This is a genomic window from Sphingomonas sp. LR59, assembly GCF_036855945.1.
Taxonomy (GTDB): domain Bacteria; phylum Pseudomonadota; class Alphaproteobacteria; order Sphingomonadales; family Sphingomonadaceae; genus Sphingomonas.
The window spans coordinates 1609348-1634023 of sequence record NZ_JASPFL010000001.1; the positions used below are offsets into that span (position 1 = coordinate 1609348).

General features: G+C 64.5%; 19 protein-coding genes and 1 pseudogene. 6 read left to right on the forward strand and 14 right to left on the reverse strand.

Features of this window, described 5'->3' with window-relative positions; genetic code table 11:
• Positions 1–4: 4 nt before the first annotated feature.
• The gene (locus QP164_RS07300) at positions 5–3064 is read left to right on the forward strand and encodes a TonB-dependent receptor (protein ID WP_333922718.1); all 3060 of its coding nucleotides are present in this window, start codon (positions 5–7) and stop codon (positions 3062–3064) included.
• 68 nt (positions 3065–3132) lie between these two features.
• Positions 3133–4584 carry a glucoamylase family protein gene (locus tag QP164_RS07305; RefSeq protein ID WP_333922719.1) on the forward strand — a complete coding sequence of 484 codons (1452 nt, stop codon included), beginning with the start codon at positions 3133–3135 and terminating at the stop codon, positions 4582–4584.
• 55 nt (positions 4585–4639) lie between these two features.
• On the opposite strand, the gene QP164_RS07310 is transcribed toward QP164_RS07305, so the two are convergent.
• From QP164_RS07310 to QP164_RS07320, 3 genes are all read right to left on the reverse strand, one after another.
• Complete coding sequence (locus QP164_RS07310) at positions 4640–5902, reverse strand: NAD(P)/FAD-dependent oxidoreductase (protein ID WP_333922720.1); 1263 nt, start codon at positions 5900–5902, stop codon at positions 4640–4642.
• A gap of 198 nt (positions 5903–6100) precedes the next feature.
• Positions 6101–7090, reverse strand: coding sequence for an SGNH/GDSL hydrolase family protein (locus QP164_RS07315; RefSeq protein WP_333922721.1), 990 nt, complete (start codon positions 7088–7090; stop codon positions 6101–6103).
• A gap of 483 nt (positions 7091–7573) precedes the next feature.
• Entirely contained in the window at positions 7574–8956 is a 1383-nt protein-coding gene (locus QP164_RS07320; protein WP_332754145.1) for a helix-turn-helix domain-containing protein, read from the reverse strand.
• A 192-nt stretch (positions 8957–9148) separates the two neighbouring features.
• Here QP164_RS07320 and QP164_RS07325 point away from each other — a divergent pair, with 192 nt between their 5' ends.
• From QP164_RS07325 to QP164_RS07335, 3 genes are all read left to right on the forward strand, one after another.
• Positions 9149–9313, forward strand: a complete 165-nt coding sequence (locus QP164_RS07325; RefSeq protein WP_164913371.1) for a hypothetical protein — start codon at positions 9149–9151, stop codon at positions 9311–9313.
• A 268-nt stretch (positions 9314–9581) separates the two neighbouring features.
• The gene (locus QP164_RS07330; protein WP_333922722.1) at positions 9582–10568 is read left to right on the forward strand and encodes a cation diffusion facilitator family transporter; all 987 of its coding nucleotides are present in this window, start codon (positions 9582–9584) and stop codon (positions 10566–10568) included.
• Positions 10569–10624: 56 nt separating this feature from the next.
• Positions 10625–11287, forward strand: coding sequence for a hypothetical protein (locus QP164_RS07335; RefSeq protein WP_333922723.1), 663 nt, complete (start codon positions 10625–10627; stop codon positions 11285–11287).
• On the opposite strand, the gene QP164_RS07340 is transcribed toward QP164_RS07335, so the two are convergent.
• Together QP164_RS07340 and QP164_RS07345 are read right to left on the reverse strand one after the other, a co-directional pair.
• Positions 11284–11811 carry a DUF4893 domain-containing protein gene (locus QP164_RS07340; protein ID WP_333924204.1) on the reverse strand — a complete coding sequence of 176 codons (528 nt, stop codon included), beginning with the start codon at positions 11809–11811 and terminating at the stop codon, positions 11284–11286. The genes QP164_RS07335 and QP164_RS07340 overlap by 4 nt on opposite strands.
• Before the next feature lie 203 nt (positions 11812–12014).
• A complete protein-coding gene (locus QP164_RS07345) occupies positions 12015–12800 on the reverse strand; it encodes a 3-hydroxybutyrate dehydrogenase (protein ID WP_332754149.1) in 786 nt (261 codons plus the stop codon).
• Positions 12801–12902: 102 nt separating this feature from the next.
• Between QP164_RS07345 and ypfJ the strand changes: the two genes are divergently transcribed.
• A complete protein-coding gene (gene ypfJ, locus QP164_RS07350; protein ID WP_132739772.1) occupies positions 12903–13820 on the forward strand; it encodes a KPN_02809 family neutral zinc metallopeptidase in 918 nt (305 codons plus the stop codon).
• Between the two features lie 54 nt (positions 13821–13874).
• Here the strand turns inward: ypfJ and QP164_RS07355 are convergent, their stop codons facing one another.
• From QP164_RS07355 to QP164_RS07395, 9 genes and pseudogenes are all read right to left on the reverse strand, one after another.
• Positions 13875–14156: a DUF427 domain-containing protein gene (locus QP164_RS07355; protein WP_056418405.1), complete on the reverse strand. Its 282-nt coding sequence runs from the start codon at positions 14154–14156 to the stop codon at positions 13875–13877.
• Positions 14157–14167: 11 nt separating this feature from the next.
• On the reverse strand, positions 14168–14524 hold the full coding sequence (locus QP164_RS07360) for an ArsC family reductase (protein WP_333922724.1): 357 nt from the start codon (positions 14522–14524) through the stop codon (positions 14168–14170).
• A 73-nt stretch (positions 14525–14597) separates the two neighbouring features.
• A complete protein-coding gene (locus QP164_RS07365) occupies positions 14598–15722 on the reverse strand; it encodes a Ca2+-dependent phosphoinositide-specific phospholipase C (protein ID WP_333922725.1) in 1125 nt (374 codons plus the stop codon).
• Positions 15722–17695 (reverse strand): TonB-dependent receptor, encoded by a 1974-nt coding sequence (locus QP164_RS07370; protein WP_333922726.1) that lies wholly within the window; start codon positions 17693–17695, stop codon positions 15722–15724. The genes QP164_RS07365 and QP164_RS07370 overlap by 1 nt, the downstream gene beginning before the upstream one ends.
• A 227-nt stretch (positions 17696–17922) precedes the next feature.
• Positions 17923–18390: pseudogene (locus QP164_RS07375) on the reverse strand (TonB-dependent receptor plug domain-containing protein); the annotation flags it as partial.
• A gap of 166 nt (positions 18391–18556) precedes the next feature.
• Positions 18557–20524, reverse strand: a complete 1968-nt coding sequence (locus tag QP164_RS07380) for a glycoside hydrolase family 127 protein (protein ID WP_333922727.1) — start codon at positions 20522–20524, stop codon at positions 18557–18559.
• A gap of 99 nt (positions 20525–20623) precedes the next feature.
• Entirely contained in the window at positions 20624–21196 is a 573-nt protein-coding gene (gene pnuC, locus QP164_RS07385; RefSeq protein WP_333922728.1) for a nicotinamide riboside transporter PnuC, read from the reverse strand.
• On the reverse strand, positions 21193–22335 hold the full coding sequence (locus tag QP164_RS07390) for a phosphotransferase enzyme family protein (RefSeq protein WP_333922729.1): 1143 nt from the start codon (positions 22333–22335) through the stop codon (positions 21193–21195). Before QP164_RS07390 ends, pnuC begins: the two co-directional genes overlap by 4 nt.
• Position 22336: 1 nt before the next feature.
• Entirely contained in the window at positions 22337–24598 is a 2262-nt protein-coding gene (locus tag QP164_RS07395; RefSeq protein WP_435368350.1) for a TonB-dependent receptor, read from the reverse strand.
• Between the last annotated feature and the right edge of the window lie 78 nt (positions 24599–24676).

Consider the following 24676-nt stretch of genomic DNA (forward strand, 5'->3'; position numbering starts at 1 on the left):
TACCATGAACAAGATGATGTTGCGTGCGGCGGTCGTCTCGCTGACTGCGCTGTCCGGCGGGCTGCTGTATGCGCCTGCCCCGGCGGCTGCGCAGGTCGGCCAGGCTTCGCTGCGCGGCACGATCACCGCACCCGCCGACAATCCGGTCGTCGAGGTCACCGCGATCGAGATTTCCACGGGCTTGCGGCGCACCGTGCCAGCGGATGCTCGCGGCGCGTACAACTTCGCCTCATTGCGTGCGGGCACCTATCGGCTCGAGATCAAGCAGCGCAACGGCACGCGCAATTCGGACGCCCTCACGCTGCGTGTCGGCCAGGTCGCCGGGCTCGATCTTGACTTGTCAGCCCCTACCGCGCCCGCTGCGACCGCTGGCGCCGAACCCGCCGGCACCCCCGGCGCCGATGCGCCCGCCGCTGGTGCAGCCACCGGCGGTGACGAGATCGTCGTCACCGGCAACCGCATCCGTTCGCTGTCGGGTGGCCAGGTCGGCAGCGTCATCTCGTCGCGCCTGATCGAGCAGTTGCCGCAGAACAACCGCAACTTCCTCGCCTTCGCCGATCTCGCACCGGGCGTCCGCTTCCTCGAGGATTCGAGCGGCACGTCGCGCATCCAGGGTGGCGCGCAGGACAGCCGCACGGTCAACGTCTTCATCGATGGCGTCAGCCAGAAGGATTATGTTCTCAAGAACGGCATCACTGGCCAGGACACCAGCTCGGGCAACCCCTTTCCGCAGCTCGCGATCGGCGAATATCAGGTGCTGTCGTCCAACTACAAGGCCGAGTTCGACCAGGTGAGTTCGGTCGCGATCACCGCGGGCACCAAGTCGGGCACCAACGAGTTTCACGGCGAGGCGTTTTTCGACTTCACCAATCAGGATCTGCGCGACCGCCGCCCGAGCGAAATCTTCCCGACCAACATCCCCAAGGCGGACACCAGCAACAAACAGTTCGGCGCCGCGCTGGGTGGCCCGATCATCAAGGACAAGATGCACTTCTTCGGCACCTACGAAGGCAAGCGCATCTCCAGCCCGTATGACGTCCGCCCGAACAACGACTTCCCGATTTCGTCCGTCCCCGAGCAGTATCGCGACAATTTCGGCACCTTCGCGCAGACATTCAAGGAAGACCTGTATTTCGGCAAGATCGACATCGTGCCGACCGACAACGACCTGATCGAACTGTCCGGCAAGTACCGCAAGGAATCGGGCCTCCAGAACACGACCGGGATCGACGCGGCGAGCACGTCCACGCTCAACAAGGTCGACGAAAAGCGCGGGCTGCTGCGCTGGCAGCATACCGGCAACCAGTGGATCAACGATGTGCGCCTGTCCTATGAGGATGCGGTCTTTTCGCCGACGCCCGCCAGCGACGGCATCACGCAATTCTTCCAGGCGACCCAGCGGTTCGGAACGGCCGTCTCGCGGACTGACCTCTTGCGGTTCGGCGCGGGCAGCAACTTCCAGTCGAAGGGCCAGAAAGGCTGGACGTTCCAGGACGATTTCACCTTCACTGGCTTCCAGGGCCATACGATCAAGGTGGGCGGCAAGGCCAAATGGGTAAAGCTCAATTCGCTCGAGCAGAACCTGACCAACCCGCTATACACCTATGACGTCAACGCGATCCCCGGCGTCGCCTTCAACGACACGCTGCCCTATCGGCTCCAGTTCGGTGCGACGACGGATGCCTCGGGTAACGCGACGGTCCGGTCCAAGAACTTCCAGATCGGCTTCTACGCGCAGGACGATTGGGACGTCACCAGCCACCTCACGCTGAATCTCGGCCTGCGCTGGGACTATGAGCGGACCCCCGCCTATCTCGATTACGTCACGCCCGCGGTCAATGTGGCTGCGGTGTCGCCCGAAAACTATCCGAACCTCATCGGCGCCGATTATAACATCAACGACTTCATCACGGACGGCAGCAAGCGGAAGGCGTTCAAGGGTGCGTGGCAGCCGCGTCTCGGCTTCACTTATCGCTTCGACGAGGCGGGCCGCTTCTCGATGTTCGGCGGCTATGGCCGGTCCTACGACCGCAACCAGTTCGACTTCCTCCAGCAGGAAGTCAGCCAGGGCCGGTTCCAGGTCCGCAGCTTTAACTTCATCGGCAACGACTCGGTCAATCCCTGCACGCCGAGCCAGACCTGCATAGCCTGGAATCCGATCTACCTGACTGATGCCGGGCGCCAGCAACTGCTCGGCGCCGCGACCGGCGGCGGCAGCGAGTTCCGCTTCATGAAGAACGACCTGAAGGTGCCCTATTCGGACCAGTTCAGCCTTGGCGTGCGCGGTCGCTTCTCACCGGTCGAGCTGGAGGTCGGCGTCACGCATATCGAAAGCAACGACGGGTTCGTCTTCCTGCTCGGCAACCGCCGTCCGGACGGCTCGTTCTTCTTCAACGATCCGACCTCGGCGACCGATATCCCGCAATCGCCCTTCACCTTCACGCCGAGCGGCTACGGCTCGATCATCCTCGGCAGCAATGGGTTGAAGACCAATTCGGACGCCGCCTATTTCAAGCTGACCAAGGTGTATTCGGCATCTTCGCCGTGGAGCATCGACGCCACCTACACCTATACCCGAGCGGAAGAGAACCGGCAGTTCGGCGAGACCTATTCGCTCGATTATGCGCAGATCTCGGACTATCCGACGCTGCGCTCGTCCGGCGTGCCGCGTCACCGGTTCGTGATCGCGGGCAGCGTCGACACCCCGATCGGCGTCACGTTCTCGAGCAAGTTCCAGATCGAATCGCCGAGCTTTGTGAAGGGCTTCATCGACAATGCGGATCCGTTCGGGCGTGTCCTGGTCGGACGGCAGACGGCCGGCCTCGGCGATGCCTGGGGTCGCCGTCAGCTCGATTTCGCCTTCACCAAATATGTTCCGATCGGCTTCGTGAACGATCAGGCGCGGGTCCGGATGCGGCTCGATATCCTGAACGTGATGAACGATCGCAACTATGTCGACTTCAACGCCAATGCGAGCGATCCGGCCTTTGGTCAGCGGTCGTCCTACAGCATCGGTGGCAACGCACCGCGTACCGTCAAGCTGTCGGCGGGCTTCTCGTTCTAAGACACACCAGCGGGACGCGGTTACACCGCGTCCCGTTTCTACTCGCTTATCAGTAACCGAAGGACGCCATGATCGATCGCAGGCAGTTGCTGGGCCACACGACGTTGGGCCTGGCGGGACTTATGGCCGGCTGCGCGATGCCGTCCGCTACTCGGCTCGGCAGCGGGACCGGCGCCACGACCGGTACGGCTAGCGGCACGGCGATGCCGACCGCGCTGCTCGCCGATCTGCATCAGCGCAGCTTTCGGTTCTTCTGGGAGACGACGGATCCGGCGACCGGGCTTGCACCGGATCGCTGGCCGACACCGTCGTTCGCGTCGATCGCGGCGGTCGGGTTCGCGCTGACCGCGTACCCGATCGGGGTCGTCAACGGCTGGATCACGCGCGACGAGGCGCGGACTCGCACGCTCGCTACGCTGGAATTCTTTGCCGCCGCGCCGCAGGGCGACAGCAAGAGCGACGATAGCGGCTACAAGGGGCTGTTCTACCACTTCCTCGGTACCACCAAGGGGCACCGGTTCGCGCGTGCGGAACTGTCGACGATCGACACCGCGCTCCTGATCGGCGGCGTGCTGTTCGCGCAGAGCTGGTTCGACTCGGATCATCCCGGCGAGATCCGGATCCGGGCGCTTGCGGATCAGCTATATGCGGCGATTGACTGGAGCTGGATCGTGCCGCGGCCGCCGTTTATGTCGATGGGCTGGCACCCCGAAAGCGGCTTTATTCCGCACGACTGGAACATCTTTAACGAGGCGATGCTGCTGTACGTATTGGCACTCGGCTCGCCGACGCACGCTTTGCCGGCGGAAACCTGGGACGCGTGGACCGATCGCTTCGACGCGCAGTGGACCGACAAATGGGGCGGCGAACCGCATATCCATTTCGCACCGCTGTTCGTGCATCAATACAGCCATTGCTGGATCGACTTCCGCGGCATCCGCGACCGCTACATGGCGAAAAAGGGCATCGATTATTTCGAGAACAGCCGCAGAGCGGTGCGCGCGCAGCGGGCGTATGCAATCGCCAATCCGGGTGGGTGGAGCGGTTACGGCCCCGACGTCTGGGGACTGACCGCGTGCGACGGGCCAGGCGACTTCACGATCGACCTCGGCGGGCGCAAGCGTGAGTTCTTCAGCTATTCCGCGCGCGGGCCGGACGATCGCGACGACGGCACGCTCGCACCCACCGCGGCGGCGGCGTCGATCGCGTTCGAGCCCGAACTGGCACGCCGCGCGATCGAGACGATGCATGGTCGCTACGGCACGCAGATCTACGGCAAATACGGGTTTCTCGACTCGTTCAACCCGACGCTGACCGCTGCGTCGGCACCGCTCAAGCATGGCAGCATCGATCCGAAGATGGGCTGGGTCGATGGCGATTATCTCGGGATCGACCAGGGTGCGATCGTCGTGATGATGGAGAATTGGCGGACCGGGCTGGTGTGGTTGACGATGCAGCGCAACCCACACATCCGCCGCGGGCTGCAGCGCGCCGGCTTCACCGGCGGGTGGCTGGCCTGATCGCTGCCGCCTGTACGGTGTCCCGCACCACGTGCAACCTAGGCTCGCGGATCGTTCAGCGCTCGATAGCGGCAACACCCAGTGTCTTGAGCTCGATCGACGTATCCGCCAGCACGGCTGCATCCACCTCGACCGAGCCGGTGACCAGTGCGCGGCCCTGCACGTAGTCTCGGACGCGGTTGATGCAGTCCAGTGCGATTACCCGTCCACCCCTCAGATAAATTAGCGAGAAGCTCCGAGTAGCCGGATCGCCGCGCAGCACCGTCTGGTCGTACCCCGACGAGAGACCGACCGTCTGGAGCTTCAGGTCGTATTGATTCGACCAGAACCACGGCACCGCGTGATACGGCTCTGGCGTGCCCGTCAGCGTCTTTGCGACAATGGTCGCCTGGTCATTGGCATTCTGTACCGATTCCAGACGGATCACCTGTCCCTCCGCGAACGCATTGGCATGCGCGGCACAATCGCCGATCGCGAAGATATCCGGCACCGTGGTGCGACAATGATCGTCGACGCGCACGCCATCGCTGCCATTCGCGCCGCCATCGGCGCCGGCGTCCAACAGCGGACCGACTGCGGGTATAATGCCGATCCCGACGATGACCATCTGGCAGGGCACGACATCGCCGTCGACGAGGCGAACGCCGCTGACCACCCCCGCGGCACCTTCGATACCCGAGACGCCGACACTCGTGCGAACGTCGACACCGTGCGCGCGGTGTTCAGTTTCGTAGAATTGCGACACGGCCGCACCCGTGACGCGCGCGAGCACGCGGTCCTGGGCCTCCAGGACGGTTACCCGCTTGCCGAGCTTGGTAAGCACCGCGGCCGCCTCGAGCCCGATATACCCGCCACCGATCACGACGACGCGATCGACGGCCGGCAGCTCCGCGATCATTCGATCGACATCCGCGCGCGTCCGTACGCTGTGAACGCCGACCAGATCATGCGTCGCGCACGGCAGACGCCGTGGCACCCCGCCGGTCGCCCAGATCAACGTTCCGTATCCGACCGCGACGCCCTCGGCGGTGGTCACGGTGTGTGCGTCGGGATCGACCTCGACGACCGTCTGCCCGGGCAGGAGCGTAATCCTGCGATCGTCCCAGAAACTTGCCGGCCGAAGCAGGATGCGCTCGAACGGCTTGTCGCCCGCGAGATACTCCTTCGACAAAGGTGGTCGCTCATAGGGCAGCGAGGGCTCATCGCCGAGCAGCGCGATCGTTCCGTCGAACCCGCGTTGGCGCAGCGCGATCGCCGCCTGCGACCCGGCATGGCCTGCACCGACGATCAGGACGTCGTAGCGATCAGGAAACGGCATGATCGATCCTCGCAGAAATATCAGGTGGCGTGGCGCGCGGGGTCGCGCATCCGCGGGCGGGGGAGCGACGGAAGACATGCAGGCTGGCTATTGGCAAGCCTCGCGGACGTCAACGCATCGGGAGCACCCGCCCCCATTACAGCAGCGTTGCGCGCGCCGGGACCCGGACGATGGCTGTGTCCGCCGACCTGCTGCGCGTCAGTCGGTCTGGTCGGTCACGCCCGGCTCGCCGATCTCTTCGGCGAGAATGCCGGCAATCTGTCCAACGCGGGGACCGTCATGGCGCTCGCCCTTGCGCAGCACGGCCTTCGGTTCGAGATCGAGTTGCCGGACGATGAAGTTGCGCGATTGCGGCAGGCTACGAAGCCAATAGGAAAAGCGTCGATAATAGCTGAATTCATCATAGGCGGTCGCCTTGTGCGCCATCCCCCCGGACGCGACTTCGAAAATTCCCGTCGTCGGCCCCATGGCGAACAGCAACCCGCGGAACGTCAATCCCTCGGGCAGAGTGCCGCGGAGCACGGCGCCCGCCGCAAGCTCGACATACGGCAGTTTGATACCCTTGCGTTCCATCACACCGGCCACCGGACCGAAGCTGGTTGCAGGAATATACCGGAAACGGCTTTCGCAAACCGTATCGGTATGATTGGCCCAGGGTCGATCCCGGACGATGCGACGCAGGAACGCGGTGATCGCATCGGCATAATACGCGGCCCCCAGCGGTGTAGTATGCGTACCGTCGCGCAACAGGTCCGCGAGGCGCCCCTCCGCCTTCGCTTCGACCATAGTATCGGTGAGGTCGAGCAGTGGCAGGTCGTCCTTTTCCGCCAGGGTGCGGATCGCTCGGATCAGCCGATCGGTCCGATAATCGACCGGGCCGCGGAACAGGTTGACGAAACACGGCATCGCACCGGCCCGCCGCACCTGCGCGACGATCTCCGCCAGTTCACGGTCATAGCGATCCGGATCAGCCTCGGCATAGCGCAGACAAGTGGCAATCTCGAACAGCACGTAGTCGTACCGATCGTAGCGCAGCAGCCGCCCGAGATAGGGCACGACAGGAATGGCCGCGCCGCCGAGCGCCTTTCTTTCGACCGCGATCTCGCCCGACAAGGCGCGTCTGACCAAGGGAACGAAGCCGGCGGTTTCTTCCGTGACGCTGAAACCGAATATCAGAACACGCGCCATTACACTTCCCCCATGCGCCCCAAATCACCAGAGGACGCAAATCACGGTTAGCGCACGGGCTGTCCCTTGGGTACCCGTGTGAATGTCCTCAGCGTTGGCACGTCGCTGCTTGGTCTATAGGTTCGGGGGAATACTCTGCGGACTGGTGGAAAAACGGGAGTTTGATGATTTTTCTTCACCCAGAGATGATCACGTCATCTCAAAATATCTAGTCTATGATTTCATTCGATTTTTCCGCCGATCGCCGCCGCTTGTCTCGTCCTTTTGGAAAAAGTCTTTCCAGCATGACGACTGTAACAACGACCAAGGCGAATACCGTGACGAGGAATATAACCGCGTCCGATGTCCAGTCTATGTTAATCAACCGCATGTTTTTTGCTTACCATTTCCTGTGGCGCGAACGGAAGATATAGCGGAATGACACCAAATCGCCAGCTAGAAGCTTTGCACAGCGTGCAATGATCCGGTTGCGTTGCCACCGCGTCAGTCGCCCGCAAACGTCAGTGCCGACGTACGCCGCTCGCGTTCGTTGATCAGCAGCGCCCGCCCTGCCGGCGCGATTGAGCGTTGCGGACAATCATTACGAAAGCAGGCGCGGCAACCGAGACCGATCGGCATCGCCCTCCCCGCCAAGTCGAAGCCGCTTGCCGCCGCCAGCACGCCGGCCTGCGACGCGGCAACGCCGAGACCGATCGCGAACTCGGCATGCACCGCACCGAAGCGACTGCCTTGCGGCGTCACCGTCCGCGCCATCGTCAGCCAGCGTGCACCGTCTTCCAGCTCGACCAATTGCACCATCAGGCTGCCGGGCCGGTCGAACGCGTGGTGCAGGCGCCACAACGGACAACGCCCATCCGCCTCGACCAATGCAGCACCGCTTGCGCCGGGGTAGCGCTTCGATGCCTGCCCCGCGCGGTCGATCCGGATCATGAAAAAGGGCAAGCCGCGTGCACCGACGCGCTGCAACGTCGTCAGCCGGTGCGCGACCTGTTCGAAACCCGCGCCGAAACGCCGTTGCAAAAGCTCGATGTCATACCCGGTGGCCTCACAGCCACGCAGGAACCGCGCATACGGCATCATCAGCGCGGCGGCGAAATACCCGAGCAAATGGCGACGATAAAGCCTCTCGGCAGCGCGATCGGTGAAACCCGCCCCCTTGGCCAGAGCATCGATCTCCGCCTTTGCCTCGATCTGGCCGAGCTGGAAAGCGACCGCGAACGTACGTGAGGCAGGGTCGAGCATCTCGCTCAGCTGCAACTGGCGCGCATGCAGGTCGAGCCGGCGGAGCATGTCCGGCAACACGTCGGCGGGCAGCACCCTAATCGTCAGGCCGTGCTTCGCGCGCAATCGTTCGGCGATCGCGCCATACAGATCGCCCGCACCAAGCCGCAGTTCATCCGCCAATGCCTCCGCCGCCGCGTCGAGATCGGCGAAGTGGTTGCGCCAGCGTTCGATCTCGCGGCGCACCAAAGTCACCGGATCGTCGCCGGCTTCGGTTACCGCGCCATCGCCGATCCGGTCGAACACGCGCGCGAACGCCGCCGCGCCGCCGGGCGCGCTGGCGAGCCATTCCTCGACTTCGTTGCGGTCGATCTCAAGGTCGGCGAACATCGGGTCCGCCAGCCGGCGCCGGATCGCGTCCGCGCCGCCGCCGGGCTCGGCTGCGGTAAGCGACCGGGGATCGAAGTCGAAACTCTCCGCCAGTTTGATCAGCAGCGTCGCCGATACCGGCCGCTGGTTACGCTCGACGAGGTTGAGATAGCTCGGACTGATCGCGAGCATGTCGGCCATCGCCGCCTGCGTAAGCCCCGCCCCGCGCCGCAAGCGACGGATCGCATGCCCCGCCAGCAATTTCCGTTCCGCCATCGCAAACCCTCCTGTCACGATATTTACAGATCGACAGGAGCAACACAAGTGGAACGGACACCACGACGCTGAGACGGTCCGGTACTACGTTCCAACCGACCGGCATTGCGCGGTATTGCATGTGCATCGCCTCTCTCCGAACGCGCAGCCTGTAAAGAGAGAGACAAAACGATCCATCGAAGGAGGCAAGCCATGCAGACGACCACCGAACAACCCCGTGCCCGCGCCGTCTTCTCGACCAATGACTTCGCGCTGATGAAAGAAGTGCTCGGCGAAATGATCAGCAAGACCTCGATCGACGACGAACGCCTGACGCGGATGAGTGCGCTGTACCACCGCCTCGGCCGGCTTGGCTGACGCGCTTCACACAGTTTCCTGGGGAGGAAAGGTACCCGCCGATGGCTCGTCCATCGGCGGGTATTCCCGTTTATTTTGATCCTCCCCCGCCAGGGGGACGTGGCGCCGTAGGCGACGGAGGGGAGGCTACGCAACATCCGTCGCGCTTTCCTCCCCTCCGTCTGGCAAGCGCCAGCCACCTCCCCTTGCGGGTGAGGATCGCAGCGGCTTTGCAACCCGTTGCGAAGCGGGCCCTTTCCAACGCTCCTCCCTCGTGTAGGACGGCAGCATGGCCAAGACACTGACTGCTCGCATCAAGGACGACATCGTCCTTTATGGCGCCCTCGCCGCTAATCTTGGGATCGGCGTGGCGAAATTCGTCGCGGCCGGGATGACCGGATCGTCGTCGATGCTCACCGAAGGCGTCCATTCGGTGGTCGACAGCGGCAACCAGGTGCTGCTGCTCTACGGCCAGCGCAAGGCCAAGCGCCCCGCCGACGAGGCGCATCCGTTCGGCTATGGTCGCGAGCTGTATTTCTGGGCGTTCGTCGTCGCGATCCTGATCTTCGCGATCGGTGCGGGCGTTTCGATCTTCGAGGGCTGGCGCCACATCCGCGAGCCCGAGCCGCTAACCAGCCCTACGGTCGCCTATGTCGTGCTGGCGATCTCGTTCGCGCTCGAGGGCAGCAGCTGGACGATCGCGATGCGCGAGTTCGCCAAGGCCAAGGGCGATCTGGGATGGTGGGACGCGATTCACCGGTCGAAGGATCCCGCCGGGTTCATCGTGCTGTTCGAGGATTCGGCGGCACTGGCCGGCCTCGTGATCGCCGGGATCGGCATCTGGGCGAGCCATGCGTTCAACCAGCCTTGGATCGACGGGGCCGCGTCGATCGCGATCGGCGTGATCCTCGCGATGGTCGCGGTCCTGCTCGCCCGCGAATCAAAGGGCTTGCTGATCGGCGAGCGCGCCGACCCCGCGGTGATCGCCACGATCCGCAAAATCGTCGCGGCGCATCCCGCGGTCGTCTCGGTCAATCACGTTCGCACGATCCACACGGCGCCCGAGAGCATCTTCGCGGCGATCAGTGCCGACTTCGACGATTCAGTGACGATGGGCGATGGCGAGACGATGATCGAGGCGATGGAGACTGAACTTCGCGCCGCCGTCCCGACGCTGTCGTCGATCTACATCCGACCCGAGAAGCGTGAGAACGCGACGCTCGCCCATACCCCTGTAACGCCGGACACCGCTGATGTGGCTACCACGCCACACTGATGAAAATCAGACTCATCCTACTGGCAAGGCTCGACATTCTCAAATAATATTGGGGAATGAGACCGCTATTTCGGCTGATCGCCCTGCTCTGCCTGTGCTTGGGATATGCGCTCCCCGCACAGGCTGCCGTTACCATCACCTTCTGGAGCCACGAGCTCGGCAACAGCTTCCCGCATGCGTTCTTCACGTTGCGCGGCGTACCCGACGCTGGTAGCGCGCCGGTCGACGCGAACTTCGGCTTTACCGCGAAATCGGTATCCCCGGCGCTGCTGATGGGCCCGGTCTCGGGCAAGCTCGACATCGCAAAGCCTACCTATGTCGCAGGCAGCGACGCGCAGTTCTCGGTGGTGATGACCGACGTCCAATATACGCAGGTGCTGAAGCTGGTCGACGCGTGGAGCGAGGGCAAGCCGGACAGCGTGTACCGTCTCGGCGATCACAATTGCGTCCACTTCGTCAAGGAAGCGGCGCGGATCGTCGGACTGTCGGGGCTCGACCAGCCCAAGCTGATGAAGAAGCCGCGCTCGTATCTGAAGGCGGTCGGCGCGGCGAACATCGGTCGGGTCATCCCGGTCGGGATGCACGGCAAGGCGTATCTCGCGAGCCTTGCGCCAATCGTGCCGGTCGGCGCCGTACCCGCAACGTCGGCGTCGGCCGTGGCCGCGTATCAGTCCGCGACGGCAGCGCTCACTCAACCGACGTCCGCCTCGCCACGCTAGTTTGCGGGCACCAGTTCGACCACGTCCAGCACCGATTCGAACCTGGGATAGGGCAGCACGACGCGCCAGCGCTTGGCGCCGATCCGTTCGATCAGCCCCGCCATGTCGCGGTTGGCATCACGGCCATAGCGCATCGGCCGCTTCTCGTCGCCCAGCTCCATCGTCCCGAGAAAGACGGCCCGCGCGTTGGTGTCGGCGAAGATCGTACCGACCGGGCGCTGCGATCCGTCGAGCTTGACGAGGCTGACCACTTTCTCGCCGTCGTCGTCGCCCGTACCGATCCGGCAGGCGAACCATCCCGACATGGTGAAGGTCGGACCGATCCCGGCACGCGCGCCCAGCTTGTAGGTGCGGCACCGATACGCGCCTTCGGGCGGCAACGGATCGACGAGCGAGCGATCCGGGTTGAACAATATCGGATCGCCCGCGACCTCTTTGGGGTCGACTTGCGCCAGCGCGTCGATCCACGCACCGCGCCACCCCTCAACCGCCCGCGATCGGCCTCGGTCGCGACCCGGCGCCAGTCCATGTCACGATCCTGACGATCGGGCAGCGGCACAGCGCCGACCTGCGCGACGCTGACGACGATCGACCCGCAGGTCACGATCGTCTTGCATGCGGTCGTCTTTAGCCAAGTCCGCATCGTCATCGTTCCTCTACACAACACAGATGCTATGCTTTTGGCATACCCGACCGCAACGGCATTTATCCCGTGCCGCCAGATCGCTCAGGCCGCGGTCCAGCCACCATCCATCGACAGGTTTGCGCCGGTGATCGCCTTGGCTTCGTCGCGGCAGAGGAACAGCGCGAACGCCGCCACCTGTTCGGGCGTGACGAATTCCTTGGTCGGCTGCGCGGCGAGCAGGACGTCGTTCATCACCTGATCGCGCGTCAGTCCCCGCGCCGCCATCGTATCGGGGATCTGGTTCTCGACCAGCGGGGTCCAGACATAGCCCGGCGAGATGCAGTTGACGGTGATGCCGTCGGTCGCCGTCTCCAGCGCGATCGTCTTGGTCAGCCCTGCGATTGCGTGCTTGGCCATGACATAGGCGGACTTGTTGGGGCTCGCGACGAGCGAGTGCGCCGACGCGGTCGAGATGATCCGGCCCCAGCCCTTCGCGCGCATGTGCGGCACCGCGGCGCGCATCATGTGCCATGCCGAGGACAGGTTGATCGCGATGATCGCGTCGAACTTGTCGATCGGAAAGTCGGCGATCCCGGCGACATGCTGGATGCCCGCGTTGTTGACGACAATGTCGACGCTGCCGGTCTCGGTCGCTGACCGCTCGACCATCGCCGCGATCTCGTCGGGCTTGGTCATGTCAGCCGGATCGTACAGCGCGAGCGCACCGCTGATCTCCGCCAACGCCGCGCGCTCCCGCTCGATCGCGTCCGCATCGCCGAAGCCGTTGAGCACCACTGCTGCGCCCTCGGCGGCAAACGCCTTGGCATAAGCGAGCCCGATCCCCGAGGTGGATCCGGTGATGACCGCGGTCTTGCCCTTTAGGAACATGCACACTCCCCAATCGCTTTGCGCAGCGGATTCGACCGCCGTGCAACTCTAGCGCCACCTTGCGCATTTCGTTCCCAAGCAGAAACGAAAAGGGGCATATTCATGCGGCTCGACGATTACGATCCGAACATCAACGTCGAGGACCAACGTGGGTCGGGCGGCGGAGGCGGCGGCTTTGGCGGCGGCGGTGGCGGGCTGCTGATGGGCCTGCTGCCGATGATCGGCAGCCGCTTCGGCTGTGGCGGGATCGTCGTCGTGCTGATCCTGATGGCCGTGTTCGGTGGCATGGGCGGTCTCGGCGGCCTGCTTGGTGGCGGCCAGTCCTCCGCCCCGACCACCCAGAGCGGACCGCCCCGTGCGGGCACGGACACGACATCGAGTTGCAACCTGACGCCCGAGAGCAAGGCCGCGTGCAACGCGTTCAGTTCGGCGGACAACACCTGGGAAGCGATCTTCCAGAAGAACGGCCAGCGTTTTGAAGCCCCCAAGCTCGTCTTCTTCGACGGCAACGGCCGCTCGGGCTGCGGTGCGGCACAATCGGCGATGGGGCCGTTTTATTGCCCGACCGACCAGGGCATCTATCTCGACACGAGCTTCTTCAACGAGCTCTCGACTCGCTTCAAGGCGAATGGCGACTTCGCGCAGGACTATGTGATCGCGCACGAGTTCGGCCATCACATCCAGAAGCTCCTCGGCACCAATGCGCAGGTCCAGCAGGCGCAGCGTCAGGCCAGCGAAACCGAAGGCAATGCGCTGTCGGTGAAGCTCGAACTCCAGGCGGATTGCTATGCGGGCGTCTGGGCGGCGGCGAACCGGTCGCGGCTCGAGGCAGGCGATATCGAGGAAGGCATGACCGCGGCGCAGGCGATCGGCGACGATACGCTGCAGAAGCAATCGCAAGGCCGCGTGGTGCCCGACAGCTTCACGCATGGAACGTCGGCACAGCGCCAGACGTGGTTGAAGCGCGGGCTGGACAGCGGCGACCCAGCGCAGTGCGATACGTTCTCCGGCGCGATATGATTGGACCCGACGATCATCCCCTCGCAAGGGGAGGATCGTCGGTCCTATTGCGCCTCAGGCGACCGTCACGCCCTTCCAGAACGCGTAGCGGCCCTCGATCTCCGCCGCGGCCGATTTCGGGGTCGGATAATACCAGACCGCATCGACGTTGCGTTTTCCGTCGACGACCAGCGTCTTGTAGCTCGCGACGCCCTTCCACGGGCAGTTCGAGTGCGTTGCGCTATCCTCCAGCAGCGCCGCGTCGATGCTGTCCGCGGGAAAATAATGATTGCCCTCGACCACGACCGTATCGTCCGACCGGGCAATCTCGTGGCCATTCCAGGTTGCAACAGGCATTATAAACTCCTTCAAGCGTGACCCAGCCCCGCCGCGTCATACCGCTCGGGCGTGAACCCTACCAGCAGCGTCTCCCCCGCTTCGAGCACGGGGCGCTTGATCATCGCAGGCTGCGCGAGCATCAGCGCGACCGCACGATCTGCGTCCAGATCTGTGCGCTCGGATTCGGGCAGCTTGCGGAACGTCGTGCCGCTGCGGTTGAGCACCACCTCCCAGCCCGCGATACCAATCCAACGCCTTAGCCGGTCCTCCGCGACGCCCTCTTTCTTGTAGTCGTGAAAGGCGTACGCGACACCGCGCGCGTCGAGCCAGGTCCGCGCCTTCTTCATCGTGTCGCAGTTCGGAATTCCGTATAGTTCGACCGTCACGCGTCTATCCTCCATGATAGCCGACGTTTAGACGGTCATCGAAAGGGTGGCGAGAGCGCGGCAGCGGCGGTCCTCAAGGCGCAACCGTGCACGGCGCCGCGACGAGCACCGGATTGCACCGTGCCATCGCTCCACCGGGCAGTGTCACCGCGAAACCGAACCCCTGCGGGTCGGGAGCGCCTGGATAATAGTCGGTACTGACCGCCTGCGCACCGCTGTCCGCCGCCGCCTTTGCCTTGGTCATGTCGTGCGTGCGCGCTTCGACGGTGTTGGCGTCGGTCCGCGTCCGGACGATCACGCCGGCCTTCACCCAGTCGCGGATGCGGGCGCCGTCGACCAACGGATCCTGGACGATCTGGATCGCGCTTTCGGGTTCACCGTCGGGATACCAGCCGAACATCGCCCGCCCCTGCAGCGACGGATGCCCCGCGCGATACGCGTTCGAGACCGCCGGACGGACGTCGAGCAGGACGTAGATCCGACCGCGCGCAGCATCCAGCGTGGGCCAGCCCATGTTATGCACGGCCGCCGCCAGCGTCGCAGCATTGCCCCGTACCTCGTCCGGCACGATCAGCCGCCGTCCCGGTATCGCCTGGCGGATTTCACGGTCGAGCGAGTCGAGCAGCGCGGCATCGTCTAGCGGCAGCGGTGCCGCGACCTGCGGCGACGCTTGCGTATCGGCGGCGTTGATCGTGATCATAATCGGCAGATGGCGCGGGTGCGCGCGCGACCAGGCATTCACTTCGCCGAGGCAACGCTGCAACGTCACGCAGGTCGAGATATAGTCGATGTCGGGAACGTGGAACACCTTGTACCCCGGGCGCAGCATGGCCGCGCGATCGAACGCGGTCTTTTCCCCCGCCGCCCGTGCGAGCCGCTCGCCCTTCGGATCGGCATAGCGACCGCCTTGCGGATCCGCGAAGATGTCGATCTCCAGCTGCCGCACGCCGCGATCGAGCTGTGCGGCCAGCGGCAGATGATAATAATCGAGCGCCGCCGCAGTCTTCGGATCCCGCCGCCGCAGCTCGGCCATCACCGCATCCGGAATCGTCGCCTTGAAGCTGTTGTGCGAGCCGACGACCTGGATATCGTTCATCCGCGCCGGCCCCTGGCCCGATGCACGGACGGGCGCGGCAGCCTGGGTCGAGCCACCGATCGACAGACCAACCAACAGCGTTGCGAGTACGAAGGTCCGCATCAGAATTCAGCCCGCACGCCGAACAACACGGTCCGGCCCCAATAGTTGATCTCACCGAAGCGGTTCTCGTCGTCGTTATACGTGTAGAGATGCGCGCCCGACAGGTTGATGCCTTCCAGGCTGAACGTCACCCGGTCGCTCGCCTTGACCGAGATGTTACCGTCGAGCGATCCGAACGGCGCGGTATAGACCGGCGCCTGCGTGGTGCTGCCGGTGCCCGACAGATACCGGTCGCGCCAGACGTACGACAGTCGTGTCGAGATCGGCCCCTTCTCGTAGAAACCTGTGATGTTGGCGCTGTTCTTCGACAGCCCGATCAGTTCGTCGCGGATCGGCCGCGCGCCGGCGGTGTAGCTCGCCTTGACCGAGGTGTGCGTATAGGACGCCTGCACGCCGAGACCGTCGAACGGCGCCGGCAGGAAGGTGAAGACCTGGTTGTAGGCCGCCTCGACGCCATACACCTTCGCGTCGCCGCCGTTGACCTGCGTCGACAGCAGCACCGTGCCGCGACCGGGGATGTCGATGTTGACGTTCTGCTGCGTGATATAGTCGTCCATCGCCTTGTAGAACACCGCGCCCGTCAGCGACCCTGCGCGGTTGAAATACCATTCGAGCGAGCCGTCGAACTGCGTCGCGAGGAACGGCACGAGTTGCGGGTTGCCGCCGCTCGCGGTCGGCGCGTCGGTCGACACGGTGATCCGCGGTGCGCTGTCCGTCACGTTCGGGCGGGTCAGCACGCGGCTCGCGGCAAGGCGCCCGATCAGGTCATGCGTCAGTTCGGCGCGCAGGTTGAAGCTCGGCAGCCAGTTGTTGAACGTCTTGGGGAAGCTCGCCGGCGTCGCGACGCTACCCGTCGTCAGCGTACCGCTCGCGACCTGATCGGTGTGGACATAGCGCACGCCGACATTGCCGGTGACCGGCACCGCACCGACGTCGAAGCCGTAATCGGCTCGCGCATACGCACCCCAGATCTTCTCTTTCACGACGAACGACGAGCGCAGATCGCCTGCGGTCAACGCCGACGCTTGCACCGTGGGGGTGAAGAACGCGTCGAGATAGGCCTGCGTGACGGGCACCAGGAACTGGCGCAGCGTGTTGCCCGAGACGCCCTTCAGGAAATCGTCGTACGGCAATTGCTCGTAGGCGCCCGACCCGAGGCTCGACAGCGGCGTGTTGGCGGCCGGATTGACGTTGAAGTCGCGGCGGAAATAATCGCGCTTGCGCCAGTGATACTCGCCACCCGCCGCGAGCTTCGTGATGAACCCGTCGAAATCATGCGACAGATCGGCGCGGGTGTAGAAATCCCAGTCCTTGCTGTCCTTGGGCGCGATGTTGAACTGGTACAGCTGGTAATTGGCCGGGTTGATCGCATCGGTCGTGGTCGTGAAGGTCGGGATCGTCTTGTAGCCGGCCGACGCGTCATAGGTCAGTGGCGCGAAGAAGATCGCGCGGCTGCGTACCGTGCCTTCGTTATAGTTCGGATGATAGCTGTGCGCACTCGACCAGTTCACCGCACCCGACGCGTGCCAGGCATCCGAATCCCAGGTCTGGCGCAGGCCGATATTGAGCAGGTCGTGGCGATTAAGGCTATATTCGCGCGACGCCATGAAGCGCACGTCGTTGATCGTCGCGGAGATAACGGTATCGCCGTCGAGCTTGACGCTGCCGGGGACGATTACCGGGCGATGCCCCGCAACGCTCGCGTCGTCGGGATAGATGTCGAGGCCGAATTCGTCATAGGCGACGTCGAGCCGGGTCGCGAGGATATCGAGCGTCGTCTCGAACTCGGCATTCGGCTTCCACTGCGCGGAGACCATGCCCGAGATCCGCTTACGATCCTCAGTCTCGATTGTCGGCCGCGTGCGGGTCGGCGTGTAGAGTCCGGTCGCGAGCCCCCCGAGGCAGGCGCGGTGAACTTGTCCAGATTCCAGCCGAAGTTCAGGAAGCGATCGTTGCGCACGGCCTTTTGCCAATATTGCGCGCCGGCCAGGATGCCGAACGTGCCGCTGGCGTTGGTCGCGCTGGTGATGACCGTCGCATTCGGCTTCACCTTGTCGGTCTGGCTCGTATAGGTGCCGCGCAGATTGACCGTGGTCTTGTTGCCGACGTCGAGCGGGTGGAACGTCTTGACGTCGATGTTCCCGCCCAGCGCGCCTTCGGTCATGTTGGCGGTGGGCGTCTTGACGACGTCGATGCTGGAGGTGAATTCGGCGGGCAGCATCTCGAACCGGAACTGGCGGCCGTTCGCGCCACCATTCTCGATCAGGTCGTTCAGCGCGACCGTGCTGCCGTTGAGCAATGTGCTCTGGAACTGTGGCCCGAGCCCGCGGACGCTGACGTATAGCCCCTCGCCGCGCGGACGGGTGATCGTCACGCCGGGGATCACTTGCAGCGCCTCGGCGACGTTCTGCGCCGGGAACTTGCCGATGTCGGTCGAATTGATCGAGTCGACGCCGTAATCCGCGCGACGCTTCGTCTCGGTCGCGGCGCGCAGGCTGCGCGCGTAGCTGCCGGTGACGACGATCTCGCCATTGTCGCCGGTCGTTGCATCCGTTGAGGGAGATGTTTGTGAGGCGGCGTCCGCGCGCTCTTGTGCCTGCGCGGTGGCAACACCGGACGTCAGGATAAGCGGAACCGAGGCCAGCAACAGACCTTTGACCATATGCATCGTTGATTTTTCCCCGTGGCGACGCTGCCACCCCCGGCGCCACTAGGTATCGTCTGCGTCATTTGAGCGAACGTTTCGCGACAGTAACGTTACGTACGGTAATCTTGTTACGCGCCGTGCCGGCATCGCTTCAACCGCTGTCGAAAACTGTGAAACTGGCCTCGGGTCAGGCCGGCGCCGGCTGGACTTGCCAATAGGTTGCGTAGCGCTCGTGGGCGATGCGGTGATACGGGATCAGGCGAACCGGTTGACCGTCGGCGGAGGGGATCGTGAACTCGAGTGGACGATGGCTAGCGCGGATCGCGTTCGCCAGCGTCGCGGGATCGCCGGCGAGCGTCGGTGGCGTGAACGGCGCTGCATTGTAATCGCCATATTTACGCTCGTTGACGATGATGTCCGCGCCCGGCGCAAGCCCGTCTCGCCCGAACGCACCGGCCAGTACCAGCGGACCGACGGTGAATGCGACGATATCCGGGGCGGCCGGCGAGCGCTCGGCGACCGGATGCATGTCCAGACGCAATTCCACCGTATCGTCGTTCCGCCAGACGCGGACGATCTCGAGGTAGCGACCGGGGATGGTGGAGCGCAGTGCCTCGACGCCGTTGACCAGAACGACCGCCGCGCGGCTCCAGCCTGGATGACGTAGTTTGAGCGCGACCTCGGTCGGGCGTTTTACCGTCCAGCGGAGGATCGTCGTCGAAGACTCCGGGAACGCGGTCGTCTGCGTCAGCACCGCGTCCCGATCCCTCCACCGGACCGCCGACGGCACGAACAAATTCACGTACAGCGCGTGATCGTCGTGGAAATAGATCGAGTCGCGATATTTGACGTGGTTCTCCATTCCCGTGCCGGTGCAGCACCAGAATGCGGTTTCGGGCGCGTGATACAGCTTCATGTAACCGGGCCGCGCACCCTGGAAATACGTCGCCATGCCGCTATCCGGATCCTGCGACGCAAGGATGCCGTTATAGAGCGTGCGCTCATAGTAATCGGCGTAGCCCGCCTGCGGATCTTGCAGGAACAGCGCACGTGTCAGTTTCAGCATATTATGCTGGCAGCACGTCTCCGATCCCTTTGCGGAAAACACGTGTTTGGCGAAATCCGCCACCGGAAAGAAATGCTCGTTGTCGCCGTGCCCACCGGTAGCAAACGACCGGGTCAGCGCTACCGTCTTCCAGAAAAACGCCGCGGCGTCGCGATATTCGGGCTTGCCCGTGATCTCCCAGACACGGTGAAAGCCGATGATCTTGGGGACCTGCGTGTTGGCGTGCAGTCCGTCGAGATGATCGCGGTGCTGGCTTAGTGGCGTGAGGATCGCCTTATGCGAAAACCGCTCCGCCATCAGGAGATAGTCGGGCGTGCCGGTCATCGCGTAAAGGTCGGCGAACACTTCGTTCATGCCGCCATGCTCGGTGTCGAGCATCGTCTCGAACTGCGCCGGGCTCAATGGCCGGCTCGCGACCACGGCCCAGTCCGCGAGCCGCACCAGGACGGTACGTGCGGTGTCGCTGTCGGCCAGACACGCTGCGTCGCGCAGCCCCGCATAGACCTTATGCAGAGCGTACCAGGGCACACCGGTAATCGCCTCGCCGCGCAAATGCGCTGCCACGACGGCGGGACCGTCGGGAAAGGCACAGACCAGCCCGGTGCCCGATGCCACCTGACACGCGCCAAGTTCGCGCGCGATATGGTCGATCCTCGTCTTGAACCGCGAGTCCCCGGTCGATCGATAGGCCAGCGCACACGCCGACAGATAATGGCCGAGCGTATGGCCATGACAGTTGATATCCGCCCAAATTGGATCCGACTCCCACCCGCCATAGACCGGGGCCTTGGGCGGCAGCCCGGCATTCACGCGGAAATTGTGGAGCATGCGGTCGGGCTGGAGCGTCAGCAGATAGGCCAACGTCTTCTGCTGTGCATGTAGGAACGGTCCGTCGCCGAGCGTCACGTCGGCCATGTCGAACGGCACGAGATGCGCCATCGGCAACGGGAGCGTCGTGGCCAACGAGGACGGCTTGGCAGCGTTCAGAACCGACACGTGGCCTGCCGACAATCCCGCTACTAACGCCGCCTTGCCGACGCCGGTCAGGACTTGGCGACGCGCATACCCGGCGTGACATGGGTCGATCATCGCGACATCCTCTCCAGACTATCCTATTTGTAGGAGTAGGTAGAGCATGCACGAGGTCGTCAGGCAACCTCGGCGGCAACCGCTATCAAGTGGGGGCCATCAAGCGGCAGCCGGCCCTATGGTTTCGGCCCGTTGCCATTGCCTGTACCCGATGACGGCAAGCACGATCATCGCTGCATAGAGCCCTGCAGTCGGCACCAGCCCTTTGACGAGAAACATTCCGACGTACAAACCGTCCACGCCGATCCAGAGCAGCCAGCTCGCGGCGTGGCGGCGCGCGGTCCAATATTGCGCGACCAGGCTGAAGCTGCTGAGCGCGGCGTCCATCCACGGCAGCGCGGCGTTGGTATAGCGGCTCGTGAACCAGCCGATCGCGACAGCGCCGACCGCGCCCGCAACGAGACCGGCGAGCGCCTGCGCAGGGCGTAGCGGCACCACGACCACATCGCCAGCAATGTCCTTGCCGCGGCTCCAGGCGACCCAGCCGTACAGGATCGCGAGTCCGAACAGCGCTTGCAGCACCATGTCCGCATACAGCCGGACGTCGAGGAACAGCTTGAAATACAGCGCGCAGGCGATGAGGTTGACTGGCCAGCACAGCATGCGACGCGTGGCGGTCAGCCAGATTCCCGCGGCACTGACCACGACCGCGACGATCTCGAACGCGGTCATTGAGGAAGCGCTCCGGCTTCGATCGCGCGGAGCAAGTCCCGGCCCGGAGCGGACTGGAACCACGCGGCGTGACCGATGAGATACTCGTCCCAGGCCAGTGCCGCGGACGCGGGGTCTTCGACGACCGCGGCGAAATACTCGATTTCCGACAGCGCGAACTCAAGATGCACAAGCGGCAACAGGCGGACGATCGCCGCGACGTCGGTACCGCCCAGCGGCGCGATCGTGGCATAGCCGGCGAGCAGCGCGAGTGCTGCCGCCGGATCGCCGATGTCGTCCGTCCCCTGCCCCAGCTCGAGCCAGCGAACCGCGGTGCGCTCGATCGCGGTGGCGATGTCGTGGACCGCGCAGGTGCGATCGGCGAGTCCGAAGTCGAACACGGTTTCGACACTACCGTCGCTCGCCCATAGCAGGTTGGACGGGTGCCAGTCGTTGTGCGTCCACAGCGGCATTTGGTCGGCAAGTAACGGCGCGAGTCCTTGCCCCAAGCTTTCGAAGAGCCGCCCGAGTTCGCGTCGCCACGGCTTGGCGTTCAAGAACGCGGCCAGAGCGGGGCGAGCCGCAACATAGGCTTCGGCCGCGGCGATCGGATCGGCGGCGGGCAGGATCGTAAAGCTTGCAACCAACGGCTGACGGCGACGCGCCGGGGCAGCGAAACCGCGCGCCGCCTCGTGCAGCGTCGCGAGCGCCACCCCCGCCGCATGGGCATGCGCGCGCGAGGCGAACGGCGTCCAGGACAGGCTGTCGCGGTACAGGTCCACACCCGGCGCCGCGCGGTGCAGTTCGTACGACCAGGCGCCGCTCGCCACCGCCGTCGCACCGTCCGCGGTCGCCATCACCTCAGGCACCGATACGCCAGCACCTGCGAGGTGCGCGATGAACGCGTGTTCCTCTGCGAGCCCATCGACCGTGCGAACGCGGTGATGGTGGCGCTTCAACAGGAACGCGCCGGTGATGGTGTGCACCAGCGTCGCGGCGGAGAACGGCCGTGGCGAATGCCAGTGCAGCCCGGTCATCTGCCTCGCTGCCGGAAAGCGTGCGATCACCGCCTCGGCCTCGTCGGCGGTGATGGCGGGCCAGGTCGGCGGCTCCATCGCGGTCCCCATGCCGTGGACCAGATGCGCAGACTGCGTCGCCACCTCAGAACGCCCGCGAGATCGTCGCCATGACCGCCGCACCGCTCCCGACATAATAAGCGGGCGGCGAGCCGGCGATGACGGTGCCGTTGCGGCCGATCGTGTCCTGCGCGTTGGTGCTGACCGACTGGACGCCGGCGAGGACGTGCGGATCGGTGACGTTGATCGCGTTGACGCGCAGGTCGGTGCGCTTGCCGTCGAGCCAGTCGGCAAGGTGCATGCCGACCGACAGGTCGAGCGTCGCATAGCCCTTGATCGCCTCGTCGTTCATGAAGCTCGCATATTGCCGGCCGATATATTTCGACGCGACGCTGCCGAAGAACCGGCCATCGTCATAGATCCCGCCTGCGCCGAACTGGACGGTCGGACTGGAGACCGCATGCTTGCCCCTGGTCGGCAGGAAGTCCGCCCCGACCGGCAGATCGTCGTCGATCCGCGCGCGCAAATATTCGCCCGAAAGGTAGAGGCTAACGCCTGCGACCGGGCGGTAGTCGATCTCTGCATCCACCCCGTACGAGGTCTGGCCGCCGGCGTTGAGCGTCGCATTCACCTGTGCACCGCCCTGGTCGATTACGGTGGCGAGTTGACGGTTGCGGAACTTGTAGTGGAAGCCCGTCACCGAGGCGGAGAGCTGTTCGCCGATGAAGCGATAGCCGATCTCCTCCGAGACCGAATATTCGTTCTTCAGCGCGTTGGTGCCCTGCACGACGACTTCGCCACCGTAATAGCTGTTGTAGAGCGTGAACTCGTTGGGCGTGCGGAAGTTGGTGGTGATGTTGGCGAACAGCTGCTGGCGATCGTCGATCCGGTAGTGGATCGCGGCGCGGGGCAATGCGGCGAAACTGTCGTTGCGGATCTTGTCCTGCGGTCCGGGGAGGTAATTGCGGCCGTTGCGCAGCACGTTCACGCCCTTGAACCCGGCGTCGATCGTCAGCCGCGGCGCCAGCGCGATGCTGTCGGCGAGGAAGAAGCCCTTCGTTACCGTCACGGTCCGCTGGTTCTCATAGGCGAGCAGGCGGCCATCGGCGGTACGGATCGCCTTTGCACGGTATCCCCAGCGGTCGAACGGCTGCCCGTCCGCGTCGATCGACGTGTACGACTGCGTGACGCGGTCGGTCCCGTAATCGAACCAGAGCCCAGCGGTGAGCGTGTGCGCGCCGGTCTTGAAGGTCAGCTTGCTGACGTTGCCGACCCGCATCTGGTCGCCGGTGTAATTGCCGAGCACGGTCGCCACGCCGTCGACCGCGCTAGGCAACACGATCGGCTGGGCCAGTTCTTCGGTGCCGAGGAAATTGCCTTCGGTGGTCAGCTGCGTCCCGTAGGGCGAGTTGCCATAGCCGAACTGGAGATAGGTAGTGGTATCGAGCGCAAGCCGATCGGTCAGCGCCAGATGCACCGGCGCGGAGGCGTAGAGGTTGCGGAACGGCGCGCGGTACAGGCGCCAATAGTTGGTGTTCCCCGCCGTGTAGCGCTTGTCGTAGTTGAAGCTGCGGCCCTGCGCGTTCCACTCGGCCAGCGTCGGGCTCGGATAGCTCGACGAGTTCGCGTCATTATACGACAGCGCGAGGCTGGCACGGTTGCCGGCACCCCATTCGTTCAGGATCTTCGCGTCGATGTGCTGGCGCGTGTCGTAGCCCGCACCCCGCCAATTGTCCGCGCGCGTGTTCGAATAGGACAGGAACGCCTTCAGCCCGGTATTGCCGATCGTACCGCTATCGACACGGAAGAACCCCCGCCGCGCCGCGTAGCTGCCGAGCGACAGGTCGACGAGCGCACCGGGACGCGCTTTCGGATCGTCGAGCGCGAGCGACAATAGCCCGCCGGCCCCGCCAAGCGTCGGGGAATCGATATCGACCGACCCTTGCGCGAGCGAGATGCGCCTCAAATTCTCGGGGTCCGCAAACTGCGACGGATAGGCATAATAATAGCCGATGTCGTTCTGCGGCGCGCCTTCCATCAGCACGCCGATCTCGTCCTGGCCGAGACCACGCAGCGTCAGGCTGGAGCTCGTCGACAGGCCATACGGATCGCTCGACGCGACGTTCGCGCCGGGCAGCAGCGTCACAAGCTGGAACGCGTTGAGCGTCGGCGCCTGCTTGACGATGAAGTCGGCGGAGATCGCGCTCTGCGCGCGCGGCACGCTCTGGTCAGGGAGCAGACCGGCAGGATCCTGTTTGCCGACGACGCGAATCTCGGCGGGTTCGACTGGATCGGGTGCGACTTGCGCCCCGGCCGACGATGCCGCGAGGGTTACCGACAGGGTCAACGCGACCCGCCCCAAAAGGCGGCACTCTCGCCCGGCGGAAGTCACAACAAAACCAGCACTGAAAAACGTCACGTCCAC